Source organism: Dyadobacter sp. BHUBP1, assembly GCF_050587785.1.
Lineage (GTDB): Bacteria > Bacteroidota > Bacteroidia > Cytophagales > Spirosomataceae > Dyadobacter.
This window is the reverse complement of sequence record NZ_JBOBIH010000004.1, coordinates 705,512-725,980: the sequence shown is the minus strand read 5'-3', so window position 1 is coordinate 725,980 and position 20,469 is coordinate 705,512. Positions and strand designations below refer to the sequence as shown.

The window sequence follows — 20,469 nt, the reverse complement described above, 5'->3', positions numbered from 1 at the left end:
ATCTAATTGGTGTCAGTTGAATCGGGAACAAGGCGCACCTGGTCATTACCGACCAGCACACGCATATCAAGCATTTCGGACAGCACCGACAGCAGTTCATCAGCCTGCCGGGCTTTGAACGTGCCGGTAACCTGTCGGGCGGCCAATGCAGGATCAGACACTACGATTTTCAGGCCGAATACTGCATTCAGCTCGCGGCTGGCATCAGCAAGGGTGGTATGATCAAAATGGAAATGATGTTCCTGCCAAACCGCCGGGTCTTTCAGTTCAGTGACGGTCAGCGGTTGAATGGCGATCTTGCCATCCGTAGCGACGGAGGCCTTTTCACCGGGCTTCATATCGAGCGGTACGGCCATTTCAGGAGAAGAAATCTGTACTTTACCCTTGCTCAAAACCACCTGCGTGCCTCTCTTACGGGTATATACGAAAAACTCGGTACCAAGCACGGTTACCTTTCCCTGGTCGGGCGTGTGAACGGTGAACGGCTGGTGATCGACCTGGTGCGTTACCACAAAACCGGCCTCGCCAGTGAGGTAAACATCCCTCCCGATACGCCCGAAGCCCCATCGAAGGAGTTTCAGATCGGAGTTGGCCAGAAGCGATACACGACTTCCGTCGCTCAGCTGAACGGTCCGGCTTTGGGCGTAGCCCGTGCGGTAATGCCTGTAAAGGATCGCATCGCGGTAATAATACCCGCTTGCTCCTGCCATCAATAGAATAGCGGCTGCTATACGTAACCAGTTCCGCCATGGCAAGGATGGTGAACCGGTGACCCCTGCATGTGGATTGCCTTCATTGGCGGACGGCTCTGTCAGCAAGGCCTGTACATTTTTAAAAGCCTCCCCTACATCCGGCAAAAATTGCGGGTGGCTGTTTTCCCATTCCTGTAACCATTCGAAATAGCGCTCGGTATTTCCCGGTTCGCCCAGCCATTCTTCGATAAGCTGCTTTTGCAGCACCGTGGCCTGGCCCGAGAAATAGGTGAAGAGCATTTCTTTGGACAATGGTGTGTTCATGCTTTTAGTTTGTCAGTTCTGTTTCAATGATCGGCGCAATACGCTGAGCGCCTTTGATATGTGCCATTCCACGCCTTTTACCGTTACTCCGAGCTTCTCCGCGATTTCCTGGTAAGATTTCCCTTCAAACCTGCTCAGGACGAACGCCTTCTGGCATTGAGGGGGTAAGGCCTGGATCGCCCGTTCGACTTGCATATACAGCTCGTCCATTTCCATGATGTGGTCCGGCGCGAGCATATCAGAGTGAAAATCGTCGTCGAGCTCCTCCCGCCTGATTTTGTTGAATTCCCAACGGAGATAGGTAAAGCACCTGTTGCGCACCGCCGTGAAGAGATAGGCCCGGAAGGTCGTCGCGATGCAGGTATGCAGCTCTTTTTTCCAGAAATTGAGAAAAATTTCCGTTACCAGGTCCTCGGCGATTTCCTTGTTGTACACAAACCTTGCGGCATGGCTGCAAAGCGGCTGATAATAGGTCCTGAATAGCAGTTCGTACCCTTTGGCCGCATCCAGTCCGAATGTTTTCCGGATAAAAAATTCCCTGTCAGGCAGCGCATTATCCGGCGCACCCGCCTCCGGCGTGCCCGGTCTCGGGTCAATCGGTCTTTCCGGGTTTTTCTCTTCGTCCGGTAAATGTTCGGAAGGTTGGGGTGTCACGGTTCGGGGCTGGGTTTAGGGCTACACCCACAGGACAAAATTTGGAAAGGCTACCCTAGTTCTTCAATAAAAAACTTTCATTTTTTAATTTGCACCCATAAAAATACGATACAATGCGCAATAGCTTCATCCAGACCAAACCCCACCTCGTACTCCTCCTTGCCTGCCCGATCATTGCCGTCATCGCCTGGATGCGGCGGAGTTATGCAGTCGACGTGCAATTGTACGACACCTTCTATGTGCTTCGGATCGACCTCATAGCGGAATTCCTGATCACGATTATCCTGATTACCAGCCTCCTGTATTGGCTCACGCAAAACCGCACCGGCCTCCCGCAACTGACGGCCGCGCATGTGCTCGCAACGATCGGCATTGCGCTTTACATCACGAGCACAACAGGTTACCCGCCCAACAACGCCATGGATACCTGGGCAACGTTTTCGCCCCAACAATACCAGGAATGGGAAGATATGCGGGTGCGCTTTATGGGCGCGGTAATTGCGTTCGGCGCTTTTCAGCTATTACTGGTAGCGAACCTGATCGTGAAGTGGATAAAAACCGCCTGATAATCCAGGCGCGCCCAAGGATGGTTTGTTGGCAATAGAGAGGCAAATGCAGATAGTTTGGCGGCTTGCATCAAAGCCACCAGTCCATGAACCTCTTCATTTTTCTTGCATTGTCGGCCTTCGTCGGCGGTGTTTCCCTGCTCGGCGCTTACCTGCAAGTCGCCGGGCGATCCAAATCACCGGGGTCGGTTCACTCCATTTCCGGGCCTTTCGCATTTGGCAAAATCCTCTTTTTCCTCGCGTGGGCAACGCCTGTTGTGTTATTCTTCGGGGTATGGGGCGTTACCACGGTCAATATTCCTTACCAGGACGATATCGACGCGATCCTGGAATCTACTTCTGCGATAGCGGAGGGAACTGGGTCGCTCCGGGAATTCTGGTCGGCATTATCCAAGCAGGACGATGAGCGTCGGATTGTAGTTGTCAGGCTAGTAGCCTGCGTGATGTACTGGGCAACCGGATCCATCGATTTTCGCTTTCTCGCATTCACTGGAATTTGTTCCTATCTTGTTTTTCTCAGATTGATCTTCACTTGGTTCCGTTATCAGCGAGGACTTTCGCTAGCCCTGTTCGTGCCGGTTCCATATGTGCTTTTTTCTAATTTCAACTACGAAGCATTGTATTGGTCAATCATACCGCTGCAACAAATCGCGGTATATGTTTGGGGATTTGCGAGCATTTGGTTGGTCAGCCAAAACACCCGGCGGAGCCTGGCCCTGGGGGCGGGCCTGGGAATTTTAGCCCTGTATTCCGATGTCTCAGGCATATTTGTCGGACCGGTTGCCGCGCTCATATTAGTGGCCCGTCGGGAATGGCTCGCCGCTACTTTCTGGATATTACTATTCGGTTTTATCACTACATTTTACTTTTGGGGACTGACAGTACCCGATTTTCGTCCAACCACCGCTCAAAATTTGTCGTCATGGCGTGAAATGTTACTGATGGCGGTGGCAATGCCGGGCATGATTGCCGACGTGATGGTAGACAAGAGTGACTCTACAAGGTTAGCTTTGTCCGCCGTTGCCGGAGTCGCCAGTCTTTCACTTGTAGGAGTCAGCGCATTTTTACTCTGCAAAAAACTGATGAGAACGCCACTTGCGATTACGCCAAGCCAATGGTGGCTGGCAGGCTGCATGCTCTTCTTGCTGGTAACCTTCTTTGCCCTGGCTTTCGGGCGCGCTGCCTTCGGTGCTCAAACTATTTTGCTAAGCAGATATAAACACATTTTCACGTTTTGGGCGACCTTCAACTATCTCCTACTGCTTCAACAACCCACTGTTCGACAAGCCCTTAGCCGACGCATGACAATTTTGCAAATCAGCGCCGTGATCTACTTTGGAGGTAGCTACTTTCTGACATGGGCCGATATGATGTATTTCCGGAAAACCATTCAGATAGACGCTTATGGTTGGACAAAAAACAGGGAATTCCCCTCGGCACCAATTTATATCACTGTTAAAAAGGCCGTCGATTCAATTTTTGAAAGCGCATTGAAAAACCGGATTTACAAATTCCCCGATCTCCCCTTTGAAGATTTGCGTCAGGCTGAAATACGGGGATCATCAGACATCGCCGTGCGAACCGCCGATTTCATTCAGGTAGGAACTGAGGTACCAGCATTACAATGTTCACCAGACGACGGCATTTACCTGATCATCCATTCCGGTGACGAGATACATATGTTACCTATGCGCCTGCGCAGGAACTCATTTCTCTGCTTCCTGCGCACCGGCCGCTATTATGCCGGTTACTGCGAGTCTATGGGGATGCTGATGCAATATTTGTCCAAAAATAAAAAGTATAAACTTACACTCGGGGTAATTAGCGGCTCGAACCGCTATTTGCTGACCACCGGAAAGGAGGTTAGTACCAGCTGAAATTCCTCAGATCAACTTGTCCGGCGTAATAGGCAGCTCCCGTATGCGCTTACCGGTGGCATGGAAAACCGCATTCGCAATAGCCCCGGCAACTCCCACAATAGCAATCTCTCCAAGGCCTTTCGAACCAATGGGATTGGCCTGCATATCCGGTTTGTCGATGTAATATACTTCGATAGGCGGCACATCGGCATGAACGGGGATATGGTAGCTCGCAAAATCGGTGGTCACATACCGGCCGAAGCGGTGGTCCATCTCCGAATGCTCCATCAGCGCCATACCGATGCCGCCTACAACGCCGCCGATCGACTGGCTCCGGGCGGTTTTGTAGTTGATGATCGCGCCCACGTCCGCGCACGTGACCACGCGCGTAACGCGCACCTCGCCCGTGAGCGGGTTCACCTCCACCTCTACAAAATGACATCCAAAGGAATACATCGAATACTGGTCGCGCTCCGCGCCCGATTTCGATTCCTCCATCACTTCCAGTTCGTTCAAATGATGGTGTTTTAATATATCGGCATAACTCACACCCTCTTTATCATCGGCAGAACCGAATATCCGACCATTCCTGACCACCAGCTGACCTCTTGACTTAAGCCCCCCTGGCATCTCCCCCGCCAAAGCGATCAATTTGCTTTTCAACGCCTCACAAGCGACATGCACCGCCGAGCCTACACTGGGAATCGTGGACGAGCCATTCTGCCCCGGAGCGTCAGGCAGGGCCGAATGACCCAGGTCGAAACGTACTTTATTAGCATTTACTCCTAAAACCTTCGCAGCGATGCGCGTCATAGCCGTGCCGGTACCCGGGCCGATATCCATCGTCGCGCTTTGCACGATCACCGAACCGTCGGCCTGCATCACGGCCCGGGCCTTGGCAGGATGGCGGTGAAAGCCATACAGGCTCGATGCCATACCGTAACCGAGCAGCATACCGTTGCGTTTCACCGACCTTGGCTCTGGTAGCCGGTTTTTCCAGCCTATTTTCTCTGCACCCAGCTCATAACATTCCCTGAGCGACTTCGCCGACCATGGCAGGTGTCGTTCAGGATCGGATTCGGCATAATTTTTAAGCCGGAATTCCAGCGGATCTGTTTTTAATGCATAAGCCAGCTCATCCATCGCCGATTCCAATGCAAACATCCCCGTGGCATCGCCGGGTCCGCGCATCCACGTGGGTGTATTCACGTCGAGCGGAAGCAGGCGGTAGCGCGTAGCCACATGCGGGCACGCATACAGCGCACGCGACGCGAGGACTGTGCGCTCCAAATGCTCTTCGTACATCGATGTCTGCCCCGTCCCCTCGTGTACAATACCTGCCAGACGGCCGTCTTTCCCGGCGCCGATACTGATTTTCTGTTTGGTATAAGGCCTGTAACCCACCGATGTAAACATCTGCTCCCGTCCCAATACCAGTTTTACAGGCCGTTTCAATTGTTTCGCGGCCATTACCGCCGCCATTGTGTGCGGCCACACCCGAATACCCGACCCGAAAGCCCCGCCAATGTAGGTAGCCACCACCTGTACATTCTCCCTCGGCAGCTTGAATGCCTGCGCGAGTTGCCCCTGTGCGGATTTCACGCCCTGGTTTTTGTCATAAACCGTGAGCTTGTCATCGGCCTCCCATACCGCGATAATCGCATGCGGTTCGAGCGGCTGGTGGTGCTGGGTAGGAATGGTGTATTCGGCTTCGAGCCGGATCTCGGCATTACGCAAATCCGCTGCATCGCCGCGCTCATAGTCCCCGAAAGGCGAGTTTTTGGATCGCTGCACATTCAGCGGGATCCCGGAGTGCGCGATATTCTTTTCAAAATGCGTTTGATGGACCTCCCGCTGGTACGTCATCCGCACAAGCGAAGCCGCGTGCATCGCCTGTTCGCGCGTACCCGCGACCACCATCGCCACGGGCTGCCCGTCGAAATAGATCAGGGAATCGTAAAACACGCGGAATGCTGTACCCGGCGGTACGCGCTCCGGCGATTGCTTTTTGGGGGGCCAGCCTGGTATTGTCATAGCATTGAGATGGCTGAGCACCATAAGCACACCCGGCACCGCTTCCGCCTCGCGTGAATCGATGGCCGTAATGCTGCCTTTGGCAATAGTACTCGTCACCAACACCGCATGTACAAGTTCCGGAATTGCATATTCTGCCGAATAAGTGGCTGTACCCGTCACTTTTGCTGCGCCGTCGACGCGGCTGAGCGAGGTATCCGACGGATTATCCAACGATTGTCTGTTCATAGCCCGATCAGGAAATGCCCGTTGCAGCCTTCAAAGCCGCTACGATCGCGTTGGAGGTTAGTTTAATTTTAAATGCATTCTGAGCGGTGGCTTTTGCACTTTGCATTTCATGCTCGGCAACTTCCCTGAAAAGCTTTTCCGAAGGCACCTGCCCTCGCAGCATAAGGTCGATAGCCCAGTACCGCCATGGCTTGTGCGCTACGCCGCCGAGGGCCATCCGGGCGTCCCAAATACGTCCGCCATCCATTTGCAAGGCAGCCGCCACCGACACCAATGCAAAAGCATAGGACGCGCGGTCGCATATTTTCAGGTAATGGCTATGTTGGGCAAATGCATTGTCCGCCACCTCGATGGCTGTCACCAGTTCACCGGGTTGCAGGGTGGTATCCAATTCCGGTTGCAGCGTGGAAAGCCGGTGAAAATCCTTTAACGGTACCCTTCGTTCGCCGCTTGCGCCGTCGATCACCACCTCGGTGTCCAGGGCAGCGAGTGCCACGCACATATCACTGGGATGCACGGCAATGCACAAAGATTTTTCATTTCCTCCAAACCCGTTTCCTGCAAAAAAGATAGCATGTGTGCGGTTAACGCCCGCTTCGGCGCCACAGCCCGAGCCTGGTTCACGCTTGTTGCAAGGCAATGCCAGATCGTAAAAATAGCTGCAACGCGTACGCTGCAATAAGTTACCGCCCACCGTCGCCATATTGCGCAGCTGTCCCGACGCTCCCGCGAGCAATGCCTGCGCGAGCAACGGCTGGCGGCTCAGTACACTTTTATGTTTTGCCACATCGCTATTCAGGGCCAATGCGCCAATGCGGAGGCGATCGTAGCGGTGTTCTATTTTCTTCAATGGAAGATGGTTGATATCGATCAGCTTCGACGGCGACGCAATGCCGCGTTTCATGAGCTCGACCAGATTGGTACCACCGGCGATGTACTGCGCTTCGGGGTAATCGGCCGCCATACTGATGGCTTCCGCAACGGTTTTGGGGCGGAGGTATTGGAATGGCTTCATACTTTCGCCCCCTCCTTTTTCACCTCGAGAATGGCGTCCACGATATTCGGGTAGGCCCCGCAGCGGCACAGGTTGCCGCTCATGTACTCCCGCACCTCCGTGGCCGAGCCTGCATGCCCCTCGCGTATACACGCTACGCCCGACATCACCTGCCCCGGCGTGCAATACCCGCATTGGAAGCCGTCATGTTTGATAAACGCCTCCTGCAACGGATGCAGTTTCTCCCCGTCCGAGAGCCCTTCAATAGTTGTGACTTTCGAGCCATGCTGCATTACCGCGAATGTCAGGCAGGATAATGTCCTCCGCCCGTCGACATGCACGGTACAAGCCCCGCATTGCCCGAAATCACAGCCTTTTTTGGTACCGGTGAGCCTCAGATTTTCGCGGAGCAAATCGAGCAATGTCATACGCGGATCGATGGTGATGCGCCTGCGTTTTCCGTTGACGGTGAGTGATACCTTCACCTTCACTGCATTACCCACCGGCCCGTCGTCGGGTGCCACTGCCGCGTACAGAAAGTCCGCCGGCGCCATGGAAAGGCCCGCGAACAACATGGATTGTTTCAGAAAAAAGCGGCGGTCTTCGTCAGGCACGTCGGGCGGAATAGCGTCGTGGTCGATGTCCATGGTTGTTCAGTTCGTGAATATGTATTGAAAAGGGAGGTTGGCGTGGGATTTACCGGTTCTGGCGGGGTGGGAATGTTCGACGTAGTCAGGTCTAGTCAGGAATGGTCAGGAAGAGTCAGGGATAGTCAGGAATGGTCGGGAGTGGGAAGTGTTGTCACGATCGTCCGTAAGTGAATGCCGTCAGGCAGGTAATATTGGTAGAAAATGGCCGCCCCCCGGATTGTAAAAATGCCGTGAGGCATGTAACAGCTGAGCATTGTTGTTACATGCCTCACGGCATTTCCTTTTGTCCTTTAATGCAGCGAGGCTACCGATATTGCATCGCTACGCGATTTTTGCCCGGCATTTGATTGCTACATTATTTAAAATCGCCTGCATTCCACGTCTTCACCTTTCCTGCGGCGAGCTCTGCATTGATCGTCTTATTCCCATATTTCAAAACACGTTTCTGCGCATTGGGCGAAAGCAGCGTTACGGATTTTAATTTACCATTCTCCCAAACTTCGTCGACTGTTACATTTCCGCGTGCTTTCAGACCTTTGACAGACCCCGTAGTCCATTCGTCGGGTAATGCGGGGAGGAGTTCGATCACGCCGGTTTGCGATTGGAGGAGCATTTCGGCTACGCCAGCGGTAGAACCCATGTTACCGTCGAGCTGGAATGGCGGGTGGGCGCAAAGCAGGTTGGCATAGGAACCGCCGCCGTCGGCCATATTGGTCCCCTGGTCGGCTACGGGCCGGAGTACGCTTTTGAACAGCTTGTGCGCACGGTTACCGTCTTGCAAGCGCGCCCAAAAGTTCACTTTCCAGGCCAGCGACCAGCCTGTCCCATCGTCGCCACGGGCATTGAGGCTCACCCGTGCGGCTTCCGCTTCGGCCGGCGTTTGGGTAATGGAGATCTGCTTGCCGGGGTGCAGGGCATAGAGGTGCGAAACGTGACGGTGGTGGCTGGTGGAGTCGTCGACATCCTCGCGCCATTCCTGCAACTGTTTCCAGCGGCCGATCTGCAAAGGCAATATCTTGTCGCGGGTAGCGCGGGCCTTTTGCGCGAAATCGGCGTCGATGCCCAGCAAGGCTGCCGCTTCGGCGGTGTTGTTCAGTACGTCCCAGGCCATTTCGTGGTCCATGGTAGCGCCGGTAGAAATTCCGCCATGTTCGGGCGAATACGATGGTGAGGACACAAGGTGGCCTTTACCGTCGCTGCTCAGATAATCCATCCAGAACTCCGAAGCCTCTTTCATGACCGGATAGGCCGTATTTTTCAGGAATACCTTGTCATTCGTAAATGCATAATGCTCCCACAAATGCTGGCAAAGCCATGCCGCGCCGCCGGGGAAGAAGCCCCACGGGAAATCCCAGCCCGGCGAAGTATAACCGTAGGCATTCAACATTGTATTGACGATCCATCCTTTGGCATTGAAAAACTCTTTTGCTGCCAGACGTCCCGGCTCGACGATCGACTGTGTGAAATCCATCAGCGGCAAATGGCATTCCGAAAGGTTGGTCGCCTCGGCGGGCCAGTAAAGCATTTGTACGTTGATATTCGTATGGTAATCATTCGCCCAGGGCGGGTTGGTACTGTCATTCCATTTGCCCTGTAAGCTCATGGGCATGGTACCCGGGCGGGTCGATGAAATCATCAGGTAGCGGCCGTATTGAAAGTACAGCTCTTCCAGGCCGGTATCGGGCTGGCCGGCCGAATAGGCCTTCTGGCGCTGGTCGGTAGGAAGTGCCGGTGCGGTGGCATTGCCCAGCGTCAATGATACGCGGTCGAACAGGCCGTGGTAATCCTTTTGCTGCTCGGCGAGTAATGCGGCGTAGTTTTTACCGGTTAGCTTCGCCATGGTTGCGGCATTGGCCTTCTTGTAGTCATTCCCCTTGTAATCAGGGAATTTCATCACATAATCCGTAGCCACGGTGTGGACCAGGACAATGGATTTGGCACCGGTAACCGTCAGCACGCCATTGCTGAAAGCCGTTTTGCCATCGGTATCGATACGGTAAACGGTTTCGAACTCCTGGTGGTTGTCTTTCAAATGCCCGCCGAAGGTATAGTGGTTTTTAACAAACTGCTCATAATCTTTGGCATGAGGTGTTTCAAAACGGATGGAATAGGTTTCAGGCGTTGAAGAGGTGAACTTGTACACTATCGCCTTCGAGGGATAGTTGCCGAAATAAGTCCTTTCAAAATGGGTACCGCCTGCGTCATAGCTCACCTTACCCAATGCATCGGAGATATTCAGCTCGCGGCGGTAATGCTGCACCGCGCCTTTGGCAGGTAACTTAATGAACAGGTTGCCTACCGTTTGCTGCGCACCAAAATCGGAAGACGGCGTATTCTCCTTTTTTTCATGAATAACGCCCGTCAGCTCCTTGTTGGCCAGTGCATGGGCCTCTTTCATTTTCCCTGCGGCGAGCAACTCGCGTACCTGCGGTAAATGTTTATAAGCCTCTTTTTTTAAACCAAAATTATACGCTGCATTGGCTCCCTTACCACCTGCCCACAAGCTGCCTTCTGAAAACTGGATGCGCTCCTCGTCCGTTCCTCCAAAAAACATGGCGCCCACGTAGCCATTACCGATCGGCAATGCCTGGGTCATCCATTCTTTGGCAGGCTGGTCGTACCAGAGCGACAATGGTGCGGGTTGGGGTTTGGGATCAGGTTGCGCTTGCAGCGGGCTGAATGCGGTAACAGAACAGATGAGTAGTCCGAGAAGTGTTTTCATCACTGGGGTTTTGGCAAATAATGGTAAAATTAGATGCCGTTTTTGAATTTAAAAATGGGCTTTCCGACAATCGCCGACCACTATTCAATCGTCAGCTTGGGCGAGCCGGCAACCTTTATGTTGCTTTTCGGCATGTTTTCCAGCTTGATATTCCTGCCCAGCACCTCTCCTTCCAGTTTTAAACCCGAGACCTCCACATCGGAACAACCATTGAACCAGAACATATTATGGTTATCAGACTGCGGATTGAGCTCCACCGTGCGGACGATCCGGTTGTTGCCGAAAACCAACCCGCGGGTACTTTTGGCGAACAGCACGGGATAATCAAATGTATGAAAAGTATTACCCTCAATCCGGATGTTGAAATGAACCGGCTTTTTGACGTCGGCAACTTTGTTGGAAGGGTTAATGGCAATTACCGCATTACCCGGCCCTCCCTGGTAGGCGCAGTCTATAAACTCATTGTTGCGAATGGTAACATCCCGCACCGGGCCCGATTCGTACCAGCCCTCCGCGTCCGCCTCGATCAGCACGGCGCTCATGCCGGTACGAAAAAAGGTATTGTTTTCGATCACAGCCTTGCGCGGCGTCGTAAGCAGCACGCCACGGGTGTTGGTGCGGGTAAAATAGTTGCCCCGAATGAGTACTTCCGGTGTCCAGGTCATATTTTCGACACAATCGTGGTCTTCCAGTGCCGCCGGAACAGGTTTTTCGAAGGTTAGCAGAATTTCGCGGTCGTTCAAACGGCTAACCGCTTTGACAATCCCATTTGCAAACCGCTCCATGGAAGCCGAATGCACGAAAGCCACCGTATCTGTGGGAAAGAACGCATTGAAACCGTAGCTCTGCCCATGCATAAACCTCACTTTGAGCGAATTTGCATCTGGCCGACCGATAATGCGCAGATTGGTCCCGTGCATGTTGATCGGGTCGTCATGCGCACCGGAGAAGCGGCAATCTTCGATAGTAACTTTACCGCGACACCCCGAAAAATGCATAAAATCGGCGGATGAAGCGACAATGCGGCCTGTTTCGGGCCGTGGCGCGCAGGTAACGCGGCGCATGGTCACGTTTTCGGAATACTGGCTCACAATGCCCAAGCCGTGCATGAAATGCATGCCCACATCTTCAAGTGTTACGTTTTTACACTCGCGGATGTGCATCCCCACCTGGTCGCGGATGATGTCGCGGACGGTGAGAATATTGCCCGGTTTGGGCGTTACAGTGGTTTTGAAATGGACCCGCCCCGGAGCGATTTCCGTAGCTTGTGCGTTGGCATAAGGCTTCCAATCGCTGTAACGCATGGTTTTCAGGGTAGTATCAAACTCCACGGCATGGAAATGCGTCGTTTTCCATCCTTCTCCAAACCATTCAAGCCTGCCGTCACGGATCGCATAACGGGCGTCACGCTGGATATCCAGCACTACCCCGTCATCTGACGTTTTCACGTATCGCATTTCGGACATCGTCGGCCTTTCAAAATCGACGTGGATGTTTTGCAGCTTTACGTTTTCGCAATGTTCCAGCACGATCGTCGTCATCTTTCCGTGAAAGACAAACAGCGCCCCATTGCCGTCGATTGTCAGGTTCTTTGCATTGCGAAAAAGCATCCCGATCGTCCGGATTTTGAGTGAGTCCTCTTTTTCGGTGGAGGTGTTGGAAATAAAATACTTCTCGCGGAGAGCGCCGTCGGGCCAGAAATCGTACCGGCCTTTCGGGAACGTCAGGATCGTTTTCCCGGTGCGGATTACCTCGTCGATGACCTGCTGAATGCGGGCAGTGACGTTTTCGTAAGTATCGGGATGAACGCCCGCGTCAGCCACGGAAACGGTTTGGGCGTTGGAACGGTATTGCAGTAGTAATGCGCAGAACAGCGTGGCGTAGAAACGGTAAGGCATGGGCATCAGGTCGGATAGGGTCAGGTGGTGGTCAGGTATGGTAAGTCGGGCTGCAAATTAGGTCAAAATTGAGATTGTTTGTGCAAAAAGAAGGGGGGTTGGTTTTTTGACAGGTCTGGTCAGGTGTGGTTTTCTGTCAGGTATTGTCAAGTGTAGTCAGGTATAGTCGGGGTTGGTCAAAAAAAATGTTCGGAATTATCGAGCGCAATGGACAGGATAATGTACTGACTTAAAATAGCCGCCGGAATCCTGTAGCGATGTAATGTTGGCAGCAATCGATTCGAATGGTGTATTTCGAAAATGCCGTCAGGCATGTGACAACAGCGCATTGTTGTTACATGCCTGACGGCATTTTTGGCGAACCGGATTCATCGTGCCTTCTACCAATATCACATGCCTAACGGCATTTACTATTGGTGAAAACAACACTTGGCTACACCTGGCCATACCTGACCACACCTGACTATCAACTAGTAATTATGTGGATAATAGGTATTTGTCACCTTCCCATCCGCAAACAATTCGAGCATCGCATATCCTGGCGGCGTTTCCTGATAATAGTTGGGTCCGGCGGATTCCGCATCGCCTTTTTCCCACCAGAAACCGCTCATGGCGCCGTTGCAGCAGTACTGAACGCCGTTGTACTCGGTATGGTCCTGCAAATGCTGGTGCCCGCTGAGGCAAATACGCACCTTATCGCGGTGTTTATAGAACAGGTTTTTGAGTTTTTTATAATCCGAATGCCCTCCCCCGCCCGCGAGCATAGGCGTAGCGCCCAGAATCGGGTAATGCGACATCAGGAGCACAAATGTGCCCGGCGCCAGTTTGGCAAGGTCGGCTTCCAGCCATTGATATTGCTCGTCGCCCAGCGACACGTGCTCATTGTTGCCGTCGAGGATCACGAAATGCCAGTTCTTTTGGGTAAAACTGTAATAACGACCTGGCGTTTTGAGCCGCTTCACTACATAATTTTTGCCATACATTTCATCTTCTTTGGAAGGCGCCGCCCACCAGGGATCATGGTTCCCGATGCAGCTATGGATTTCGTAGCCTTTCAGTGTGGCCATGCATTCGTCCCAAAGCCTCCAATAACCCAGCATGGTTTCACGGGTAACATCCTTGTAATCTGCGGCATGAATGGAGTCGCCGCCATTCAGAAAGAAATCGGGTTTGTGCTTCAAAACATCGGCGAGGCACTTTTTGAAACGGTTGGGCGCGTCGTCGCCCCCTCGGATGTGCACATCGGTAATGTGAGCGATTTTCAGTACCGGCTTATCTGCAACAAGCCCGGCGTGGGTAGCCGGGCCAGTTACCGAAGCAGCCGTGAGCAATCCGGTGTTGCGGATCCAGGAACGTCTGTTCATTGTATTGATTTTAAATTAATTCCAACCAAAAACCTGCTTCAACTTGGGATTCAGTAACATTTCCTTCTGAGGAACAGGCCGGTAATAGTATTTCGGGTCTTCGAATTTACGGACAGCCGTTTCGGTCACCATCGTGCCGCCGGCATTGCCGTTTTTGAGATATACGGTCACGTCCTCGCCGATAGCTCCCGCGCGGTAATAGATCAGCGCCACCCCGAGGCTGTTCTTTTCCTTTGCCTTTTCGTCGGGGATTGTTTTCGACTTGTCGATCAGGATAATATCCTCCACGCCGTCGCCTGTCAGGTCGTATTTACCCAAACCCGGAAAATATGCTCCTTCGGGAATAGCGGTCAGCAACTTGCCCGCCTGCCAACGCATGATGTCGTCGAAACGCTGGTTTTCGAATGCAAACTCTACCCTTCTTTCACGACGGATCTCAAAAATAACACCGCGGTTGGCGCCGGTTACGTTCGGGTATTTCTGCGCCATCACCGGATCCGGGCTACCGTTGGCGGCTGCCAGTTTCAAATCGGGCATTCCTACACGGGCACGAATCAGGTTCACCGATTTATCAAGATCATCCTGGGTAAGTGTTCCCAATTCCGCTTTCGCTTCGGCATAGGTCAAAAGTACCTCGGCATAGCGGTACACCGGCACATCCACGCTGTTCAGAATTACATTATCGGTGGAATTGATATAGCCTTTCAATTGGTGATAACCGGTAAAATTCTTGTTCAGGCGCAAAATGTAAGGGGCCGTTTCAGCTGCGCGTACCCAGCCCGGGTACACGAGCGTCTGCGCGAGACGTGGATCGCGGTTCTGAAACTCCTTCACAAACCCAAACTGCTGGTAACCCTGCACGTCGGTGAAACGGGTCCCGTCTTTCATCAGGTAGGTCTGCACGAGGTCACGCGACGGGGCCTGCTCGTAGTCGCCGAACACCGTGCTGTTGATATTCTGGCTGCGCTCCTTCGTTTGATCGAACGCATTCGCCAGGATCACTTCCTTGTTTGAGCTCAGATCCTGGCTATTGAACAGCGCCGCATAATCCGCATTCGGCTTGCCGGTGCTGTAAATCGCAAACTTGTTCGACGCCATAATCTCGGCCGAAATCGCAGCTGCCGTTTCCAGGAATTTGTTGGCGGTGGCCTGGAGGCTCAACTCGGGGTGGTATTTCCGATACGTACCTTCATACAATGCTGTGCGGGCATACTGCGCCATCACCGCCCATTTGCCCGGCGTTCCGGCAGTCACCGACTCCCTTACATTCGCCGCTGCGAAAGCAAGGTCGGCCATCACACTGTCCATGACAACCGCACGCGGGTCCTGCGTTTTGTAAAGTTCCTCGTCACCGGGGTTCACCGTTTTCGAAAACCAGGGAACATCCGAGTACCGACCTACCTTTTCCAGATAGAACTGCGCACGATAATAGCGGGCAATTCCGGCATAATGCGCTTTCACGTCGGGCGTAGCAATGGCCTTGTTATAATTGTCCAGGAAATAATTGATATTCCGCAAACGGCCCCAGTCCCAGCCGCCGGTGATGGTTTGCGAGCTTGGAGAGCCCGTCATGATCACCTTCATCTCCACTGCGCCGGTCGTGGCAGCATTGTCGGTGCTCTGGTCGTTGAGATAAATGCCATACATGTCGGGCATGCTCAGCAGGCCATTGACGTACAATGCGAGATCGCCTTCGTTGGCAAAGAACACCTCCGGCGAAATGGAGGTCTGCGGCAGTTTTTCGAGGAAATCGTCGTTGCAGGCGCTCGCACCGGTCAACAACGCCAGTAATAATATATGCTTTTTCATTTCAGGCTGATGGATTAAAATCAAAACTCGACATTGACACCAAATGCAAACTTCCGCTGGAACGGATACGAAAAGCCGTTCGAAGTATTGAAAGTGCTGCTGTTACTGATTACCTCCGGATCGAAATACTTTTTGAGTTGCGAGAATTCAAAAAGGTTTTCCCCGCTTGCGAAGATGCGCACCCGGCTGATATTGTGCTTTTGCAGCAACGAAGTAGGCAGCGAATAGCCGATCGTGATGTTCTTGATCCGAAGGTAAGCCGCGCTCAACAGGTATTTCGTCTGCGCTATATCGAGGCCCGAGCCGTAGTTGTTATCCGCGAGCCACGATTGCAGCACAGGGAAATCGGCATTGGTATTCGCATCGGCAAGTCCTGCCGCAATGTAGGACTTCGAATGCTTGGCGCGTTGCTGGTCCGAATCCGCCTGGCCTCGGTAGTAATCGAGGTTCCAGGGATAAACGTTGGCATAAGGCTGCTGGTAAGGGCCCCAGTAGAGGTAATGCCGCGGATAGTAATCGCCTTTCAGCACGCCTTGCAGTACGGCCGAAAAGTCGAAACCGTTCCAGTCGGCGTTTAGGTTGAAACCAATGCGATAACGCGGGGTCGTATTTCCGATCACCGAAAGATCTTTCGGGTCCTTTTTGGTCAATCCTTGCGTAATGCGGCCATCGCCGTCGAGGTCTTTGTATTTCGGCCATCCCGGCACCACGGACAATGCCCCCCAGGGAACGATATCGCTTTCATCGAGCTTCGCGATTTCGTCGGTATTCTGGAAAAGGCCATCATTGGTAAGCCCCCAGATCTCGCCCAGATTCTGTCCTTTACGGAATTTTGAAAACAGCTCCTGGTCGTTTTTGAAACGGGTAATCTGTGAACGCGAGTCGGACAAGATCAATTTGGCGCTGAGCGAAAGCGTTTTACCGCTCACCTGATAAGTATCGTTGTAGTTCAAGGTCAATTCGAGGCCTTTTGTACGCAAATCGGCCACGTTTTGGGCCGGCACCTTCGTACCGAGTACGCCCGGAAGTTCCTCCCCGTCGGTGAGCATCCCCTTGGTATCGCGGATGTAATAGTCGATGCCGAATGTCAAACGGTCTCTCAACACCCCGAGATCAGCTCCGAAGTTCAGCGTCGATACACGCTCCCAGGTATAGTTGGACGGGTCTACGCGCAGGATCGGCGAGCTGGTAATCACGGTTTGCTTGTTACCACCGATCAGGTAATTGGACAGCCCTGCCGGCAACGCCTGGCGGAAGCTGTAATAGCCCACGTTCTGGTTACCCAGATCGCCATACGAAGCACGGAATTTAAGTGTAGGAAAAAGAGGCAATGCGTCCTTCACGAACGATTCGGAGCTGGCGATCCACGCCGCCGATACGGATGGAAAGAATCCCCAGCGGTTGCTTGCCGGGAAGCGCGACGAGCCGTCATAGCGCCCGTTCGCTTCAATAATGTAGCGGTCGCGCAGCGTATAGTTGATCCGACCAAAGAAACTGCGGGTGGCGTAGCTCGTATCCGCACCAAATGCCTGGGCAGTTCCGCTGGTAAGGCTGATGTAGGGCAATGAAGGGGAAATCAGGCCTACTTTCTGTGCTTTGGTGGTGGTATAGCTGTAACTCTCCTGGTTATAACCCGCGAGCAGGTTGATCCGGTGAACGCCCAGCGTTTTGGTATAATTGGCAAACAAATCCATCACATTATTGGCCAGGGTAGCATTGGTCTCATACACTCCACCGGTCCCGCCTTCGGTACGAATGTCGTTCGGACCAAAACCAATGCGGTAATTGCGCTGATCCTGCTTGGTATTCCACTGCTCCCGTTTGAAGCTCGCCGAACCGGTTATCACGAGGTCGCCGCTCAATGCGGTGGCGATGCCGCGGAAAATGTTCTGGAAGCCGAACATATCCTGCTTCTTGTTGCCTCCGTCGGTCAGTCTGGCGGCCAGGCGTCCTGCGCCGGTGTTCGCCCAGGTTCCGTCGGGGTTCACGGCCACCTGTGTTGGTTGCAACGTATAGATGTCGTTGATGTTGGCCGTCGGCACCGCGCGTTCTGTGCGGTAAACCGATAGGTTATTATCCAGTTTCAGCCATTTGAGAGGAGCGAAATCCAAACGGGCTCGGGAAGAGTAGCGTCTCCAATAGTCGTCCGTAAGCTTGTTTAAGCCGCCCTCATGGTTATAATCCGCCGAAATGTAATAGCCTACGGTGCGTTCGTTGGCCGTCTTGGCGCTGCCGGTAAACCCGACGCTGTGGTTCTGGGAAAAGCTCCTTTTGGTAAAAAAGTAATCGTACCAGTTGTTGCTGCCCATATAGGCCCATTTGGTCGGATCGGATGGGTCTATACGTGTGTCGGGTGTGGACGGATTATCCGAGCGCTCTTTAGCCCAGGCGTAATATTCGTCGGAATAGTTGACGTAGTCCCAGGGCGTGTTGTCGGTAGACGTTTCGAGCACCCGCGAAAAAATGTAAGGGTCGGTGACCGGCTTGGGAAGCACCGTCGGCTGGCCCCAGGAAAAGAAGTTATTATAGGTAATGGACTGCCTGCCTCTCCCACCCTGCTTGGTGGTGATCAGCACCACACCGAATGCCGCCCGGGCGCCGTAAATTGCCGCCGAGGCTGCATCGCGCAATACCGAAAAGCTCGCAATATCGGAAGGGTTCAGGCGAAGGAGGTCTGTGCTGTTCGCAGCCGCAATACCGTCGATCACGAACAAGGGCTCACCACCATTGATGGACGTAAAACCCCGGATGTTGAAGTTCGGTACGGTTCCGGGCGTACCGCTCTGGTAAGTAATGTTCAGGCCCGGACTCACTCCTTGCAAGCCCTGCATCACATTGGCTACCGGCCTGGCTTCGAACTGCTTACCGGAAATCTGGTCCACAGCACCGGTGATATTCACCTTTTTCTCGACACCGTAGCCGATCACGACCACTTCTTCGAGATTGCCATGATCGGCCTGTAACGTTACAAAAATCTCGCTACGGCCTTTCACGAGCTCTTCCTGTGTTTTATACCCAATGTAGGAAAACACGAGAATGTCGCTCCCCGACACGCCTTCGAGGTAATACTGGCCGTTCTGATCGGTGATGGTCCCTCTCTGGGAGCCTTTGATCACCACATTCACACCCGGCAGGAGGTCCTTGCCGTCGGTAACGCTTCCGGTGACTTTCACTTTGCCGCCGGCATTGAGGGTCGTCTGTGCGAGCGCTGGTGCGATGACGCCGAGCGCAAAAATCGTAACCATTCGCAGGCTTCGCAGCAGCCTTGCGTAGTAAGGTCTGGGTACACTTTTCATCATAAGTAAAAGTTAAAGGTTGGCCACTTTTGGGGCATTTTTGGAATGCAAATGTCCTGATCAAAAGTTACGTCAATATTAAAAAATAGTTATCTGATTGTGATCATAAATTGAATGAATGTTCAATTAATTTTTAAACGAATAACAAACTTCCGGTTTCCGTAAAAAGCCGTATATTGCCGATACGTTACACCCCGAACCGCCAATGGGAAGAAAAAGCCTCAAAGAAGCCCGTAAAAAGGAAATCATTAAAGTGTTTTACAGCCTGGCCAAGAAGAACGGCCTGGAAAATACGTCCATCGCCAAAATCGCGGCGAAGATGGAGATTAACCCCAGCCTCATTATCCATTACTTCCAGACGCGTGAAGACCTCGTGTACGGGCTGGTCGATTATATTCTCGACAAATACAAACTCATCTATAAGGTAAGCGCCGCCCATTCGAAGGATTCGCGGAAAGCCCTGCTCGAAATCATCGGCAATATTTTCTCTAAAAAATGGAATGCGCTCTTCGACGACGGCCTGTTCTACGGCTGCTATGCCATGGCCTTTCACGACGCGAAGGTGCGGGACCTTTATAAAAAGCTGTTGGATTCGCTCCGGGCGATGCTGATCGGGCACATTGAGCAATGCCGCCTGGATGGTGTGCTGGATGTGGAAGATGTCGAAACGGTGGCGGACAATATCTTCGTGCTCATCGACGGCGCCTATTTCTACCTCAGCCTGGTGTCTGATAAGGAAGAATACGAGCAGCGCCTGAGTAAATACCGGCAGCAGGCATTATCCATCCTGCATTTGAAGGAACTGTCAGACGTTGCGGGATGACCGCCCCGCGAGCCGACGGGCTACGGCCCCTATCCCGATCATCAGCCAGATCACATTGACGGCGACGTTCGGCTTATCGCCGTATTCGAGGGAATACACGATGAGGGTCGCGGCGCCGGTCATATTCAGGATGTGAAACGGGTAGCCGTTCGGTTTCAGGACGCCGATCGTGAGCAGCAGGTACGCCAGTACATAGGCGACCACGCCCAGCCAGCCCAGTGTTTCCAATATCAGTGCGGTATTCATAGCTCTTTTTTAACTCCACAATATTAACGGCGTGCGCACTCCCGGCCAAATCACCCGCCCGGCACCTAACAAGCCATTATTCGTCGTTTTGAAGGATTAGCCAAATAAAATCACCCAAATTCACAGATTTGCGGAATTTCGGGAGTAAATAAGTTAATATCGGTAAAAAAGCCGCTAATTCACATCAAGTTTTTGGTTTTCCGACCTGCTAATTTTACAAATAGATAATTTTCAAAAAGCACCCTCCGACACATCGTTTGTCGGTCTGATAGACCAATCGGCTGCCTGGCAGCCGACAAGAATTGTATTG

The 20,469-nt window shown here is 52.9% G+C and carries 14 protein-coding genes; 3 read left to right on the top strand and 11 right to left on the bottom strand.

Annotated elements, in window-relative coordinates:
- Nucleotides 1-2 precede the first annotated feature (2 nt).
- Both ACQ4MZ_RS19415 and ACQ4MZ_RS19410 read right to left on the bottom strand, forming a co-directional pair.
- Complete coding sequence (locus tag ACQ4MZ_RS19415; protein WP_430847516.1) at nucleotides 3-1,016, bottom strand: FecR family protein; 1,014 nt, start codon at nucleotides 1,014-1,016, stop codon at nucleotides 3-5.
- 12 nt (nucleotides 1,017-1,028) lie between these two features.
- Nucleotides 1,029-1,670, bottom strand: coding sequence for an RNA polymerase sigma-70 factor (locus tag ACQ4MZ_RS19410; RefSeq protein WP_430847514.1), 642 nt, complete (start codon nucleotides 1,668-1,670; stop codon nucleotides 1,029-1,031).
- 113 nt (nucleotides 1,671-1,783) lie between these two features.
- Between ACQ4MZ_RS19410 and ACQ4MZ_RS19405 the strand changes: the two genes are divergently transcribed.
- Both ACQ4MZ_RS19405 and ACQ4MZ_RS19400 read left to right on the top strand, forming a co-directional pair.
- Nucleotides 1,784-2,236, top strand: a complete 453-nt coding sequence (locus tag ACQ4MZ_RS19405; protein ID WP_430847512.1) for a hypothetical protein — start codon at nucleotides 1,784-1,786, stop codon at nucleotides 2,234-2,236.
- 86 nt (nucleotides 2,237-2,322) lie between these two features.
- Nucleotides 2,323-4,113 (top strand): hypothetical protein, encoded by a 1,791-nt coding sequence (locus ACQ4MZ_RS19400; RefSeq protein WP_430847510.1) that lies wholly within the window; start codon nucleotides 2,323-2,325, stop codon nucleotides 4,111-4,113.
- Between the two features lie 6 nt (nucleotides 4,114-4,119).
- Here ACQ4MZ_RS19400 and ACQ4MZ_RS19395 read toward each other — a convergent pair whose 3' ends face one another.
- The 8 genes from ACQ4MZ_RS19395 to ACQ4MZ_RS19360 form a co-directional block, all read right to left on the bottom strand.
- On the bottom strand, nucleotides 4,120-6,357 hold the full coding sequence (locus ACQ4MZ_RS19395; RefSeq protein WP_430847508.1) for a xanthine dehydrogenase family protein molybdopterin-binding subunit: 2,238 nt from the start codon (nucleotides 6,355-6,357) through the stop codon (nucleotides 4,120-4,122).
- Between the two features lie 7 nt (nucleotides 6,358-6,364).
- Nucleotides 6,365-7,372: an FAD binding domain-containing protein gene (locus ACQ4MZ_RS19390; protein ID WP_430847506.1), complete on the bottom strand. Its 1,008-nt coding sequence runs from the start codon at nucleotides 7,370-7,372 to the stop codon at nucleotides 6,365-6,367.
- A complete protein-coding gene (locus ACQ4MZ_RS19385) occupies nucleotides 7,369-7,998 on the bottom strand; it encodes a (2Fe-2S)-binding protein (RefSeq protein ID WP_430847504.1) in 630 nt (209 codons plus the stop codon). Before ACQ4MZ_RS19385 ends, ACQ4MZ_RS19390 begins: the two co-directional genes overlap by 4 nt.
- Before the next feature lie 358 nt (nucleotides 7,999-8,356).
- Nucleotides 8,357-10,723 carry a glycoside hydrolase family 95 protein gene (locus ACQ4MZ_RS19380; protein ID WP_430847502.1) on the bottom strand — a complete coding sequence of 789 codons (2,367 nt, stop codon included), beginning with the start codon at nucleotides 10,721-10,723 and terminating at the stop codon, nucleotides 8,357-8,359.
- An 80-nt stretch (nucleotides 10,724-10,803) separates the two neighbouring features.
- On the bottom strand, nucleotides 10,804-12,621 hold the full coding sequence (locus ACQ4MZ_RS19375; RefSeq protein WP_430847500.1) for an alpha-1,3-galactosidase-related protein: 1,818 nt from the start codon (nucleotides 12,619-12,621) through the stop codon (nucleotides 10,804-10,806).
- A 470-nt stretch (nucleotides 12,622-13,091) separates the two neighbouring features.
- Nucleotides 13,092-13,985 (bottom strand): metallophosphoesterase family protein, encoded by an 894-nt coding sequence (locus ACQ4MZ_RS19370; RefSeq protein ID WP_430847498.1) that lies wholly within the window; start codon nucleotides 13,983-13,985, stop codon nucleotides 13,092-13,094.
- A gap of 15 nt (nucleotides 13,986-14,000) precedes the next feature.
- Entirely contained in the window at nucleotides 14,001-15,794 is a 1,794-nt protein-coding gene (locus tag ACQ4MZ_RS19365; RefSeq protein ID WP_430847496.1) for a RagB/SusD family nutrient uptake outer membrane protein, read from the bottom strand.
- Between the two features lie 20 nt (nucleotides 15,795-15,814).
- Nucleotides 15,815-19,093, bottom strand: a complete 3,279-nt coding sequence (locus ACQ4MZ_RS19360) for a SusC/RagA family TonB-linked outer membrane protein (RefSeq protein WP_430847494.1) — start codon at nucleotides 19,091-19,093, stop codon at nucleotides 15,815-15,817.
- 202 nt (nucleotides 19,094-19,295) lie between these two features.
- Between ACQ4MZ_RS19360 and ACQ4MZ_RS19355 the strand changes: the two genes are divergently transcribed.
- Entirely contained in the window at nucleotides 19,296-19,913 is a 618-nt protein-coding gene (locus tag ACQ4MZ_RS19355; protein WP_430847492.1) for a TetR family transcriptional regulator, read from the top strand.
- On the opposite strand, the gene ACQ4MZ_RS19350 is transcribed toward ACQ4MZ_RS19355, so the two are convergent.
- A complete protein-coding gene (locus ACQ4MZ_RS19350; RefSeq protein ID WP_430847490.1) occupies nucleotides 19,896-20,159 on the bottom strand; it encodes a CBU_0592 family membrane protein in 264 nt (87 codons plus the stop codon). The genes ACQ4MZ_RS19355 and ACQ4MZ_RS19350 overlap by 18 nt on opposite strands.
- Nucleotides 20,160-20,469 lie beyond the last annotated feature (310 nt).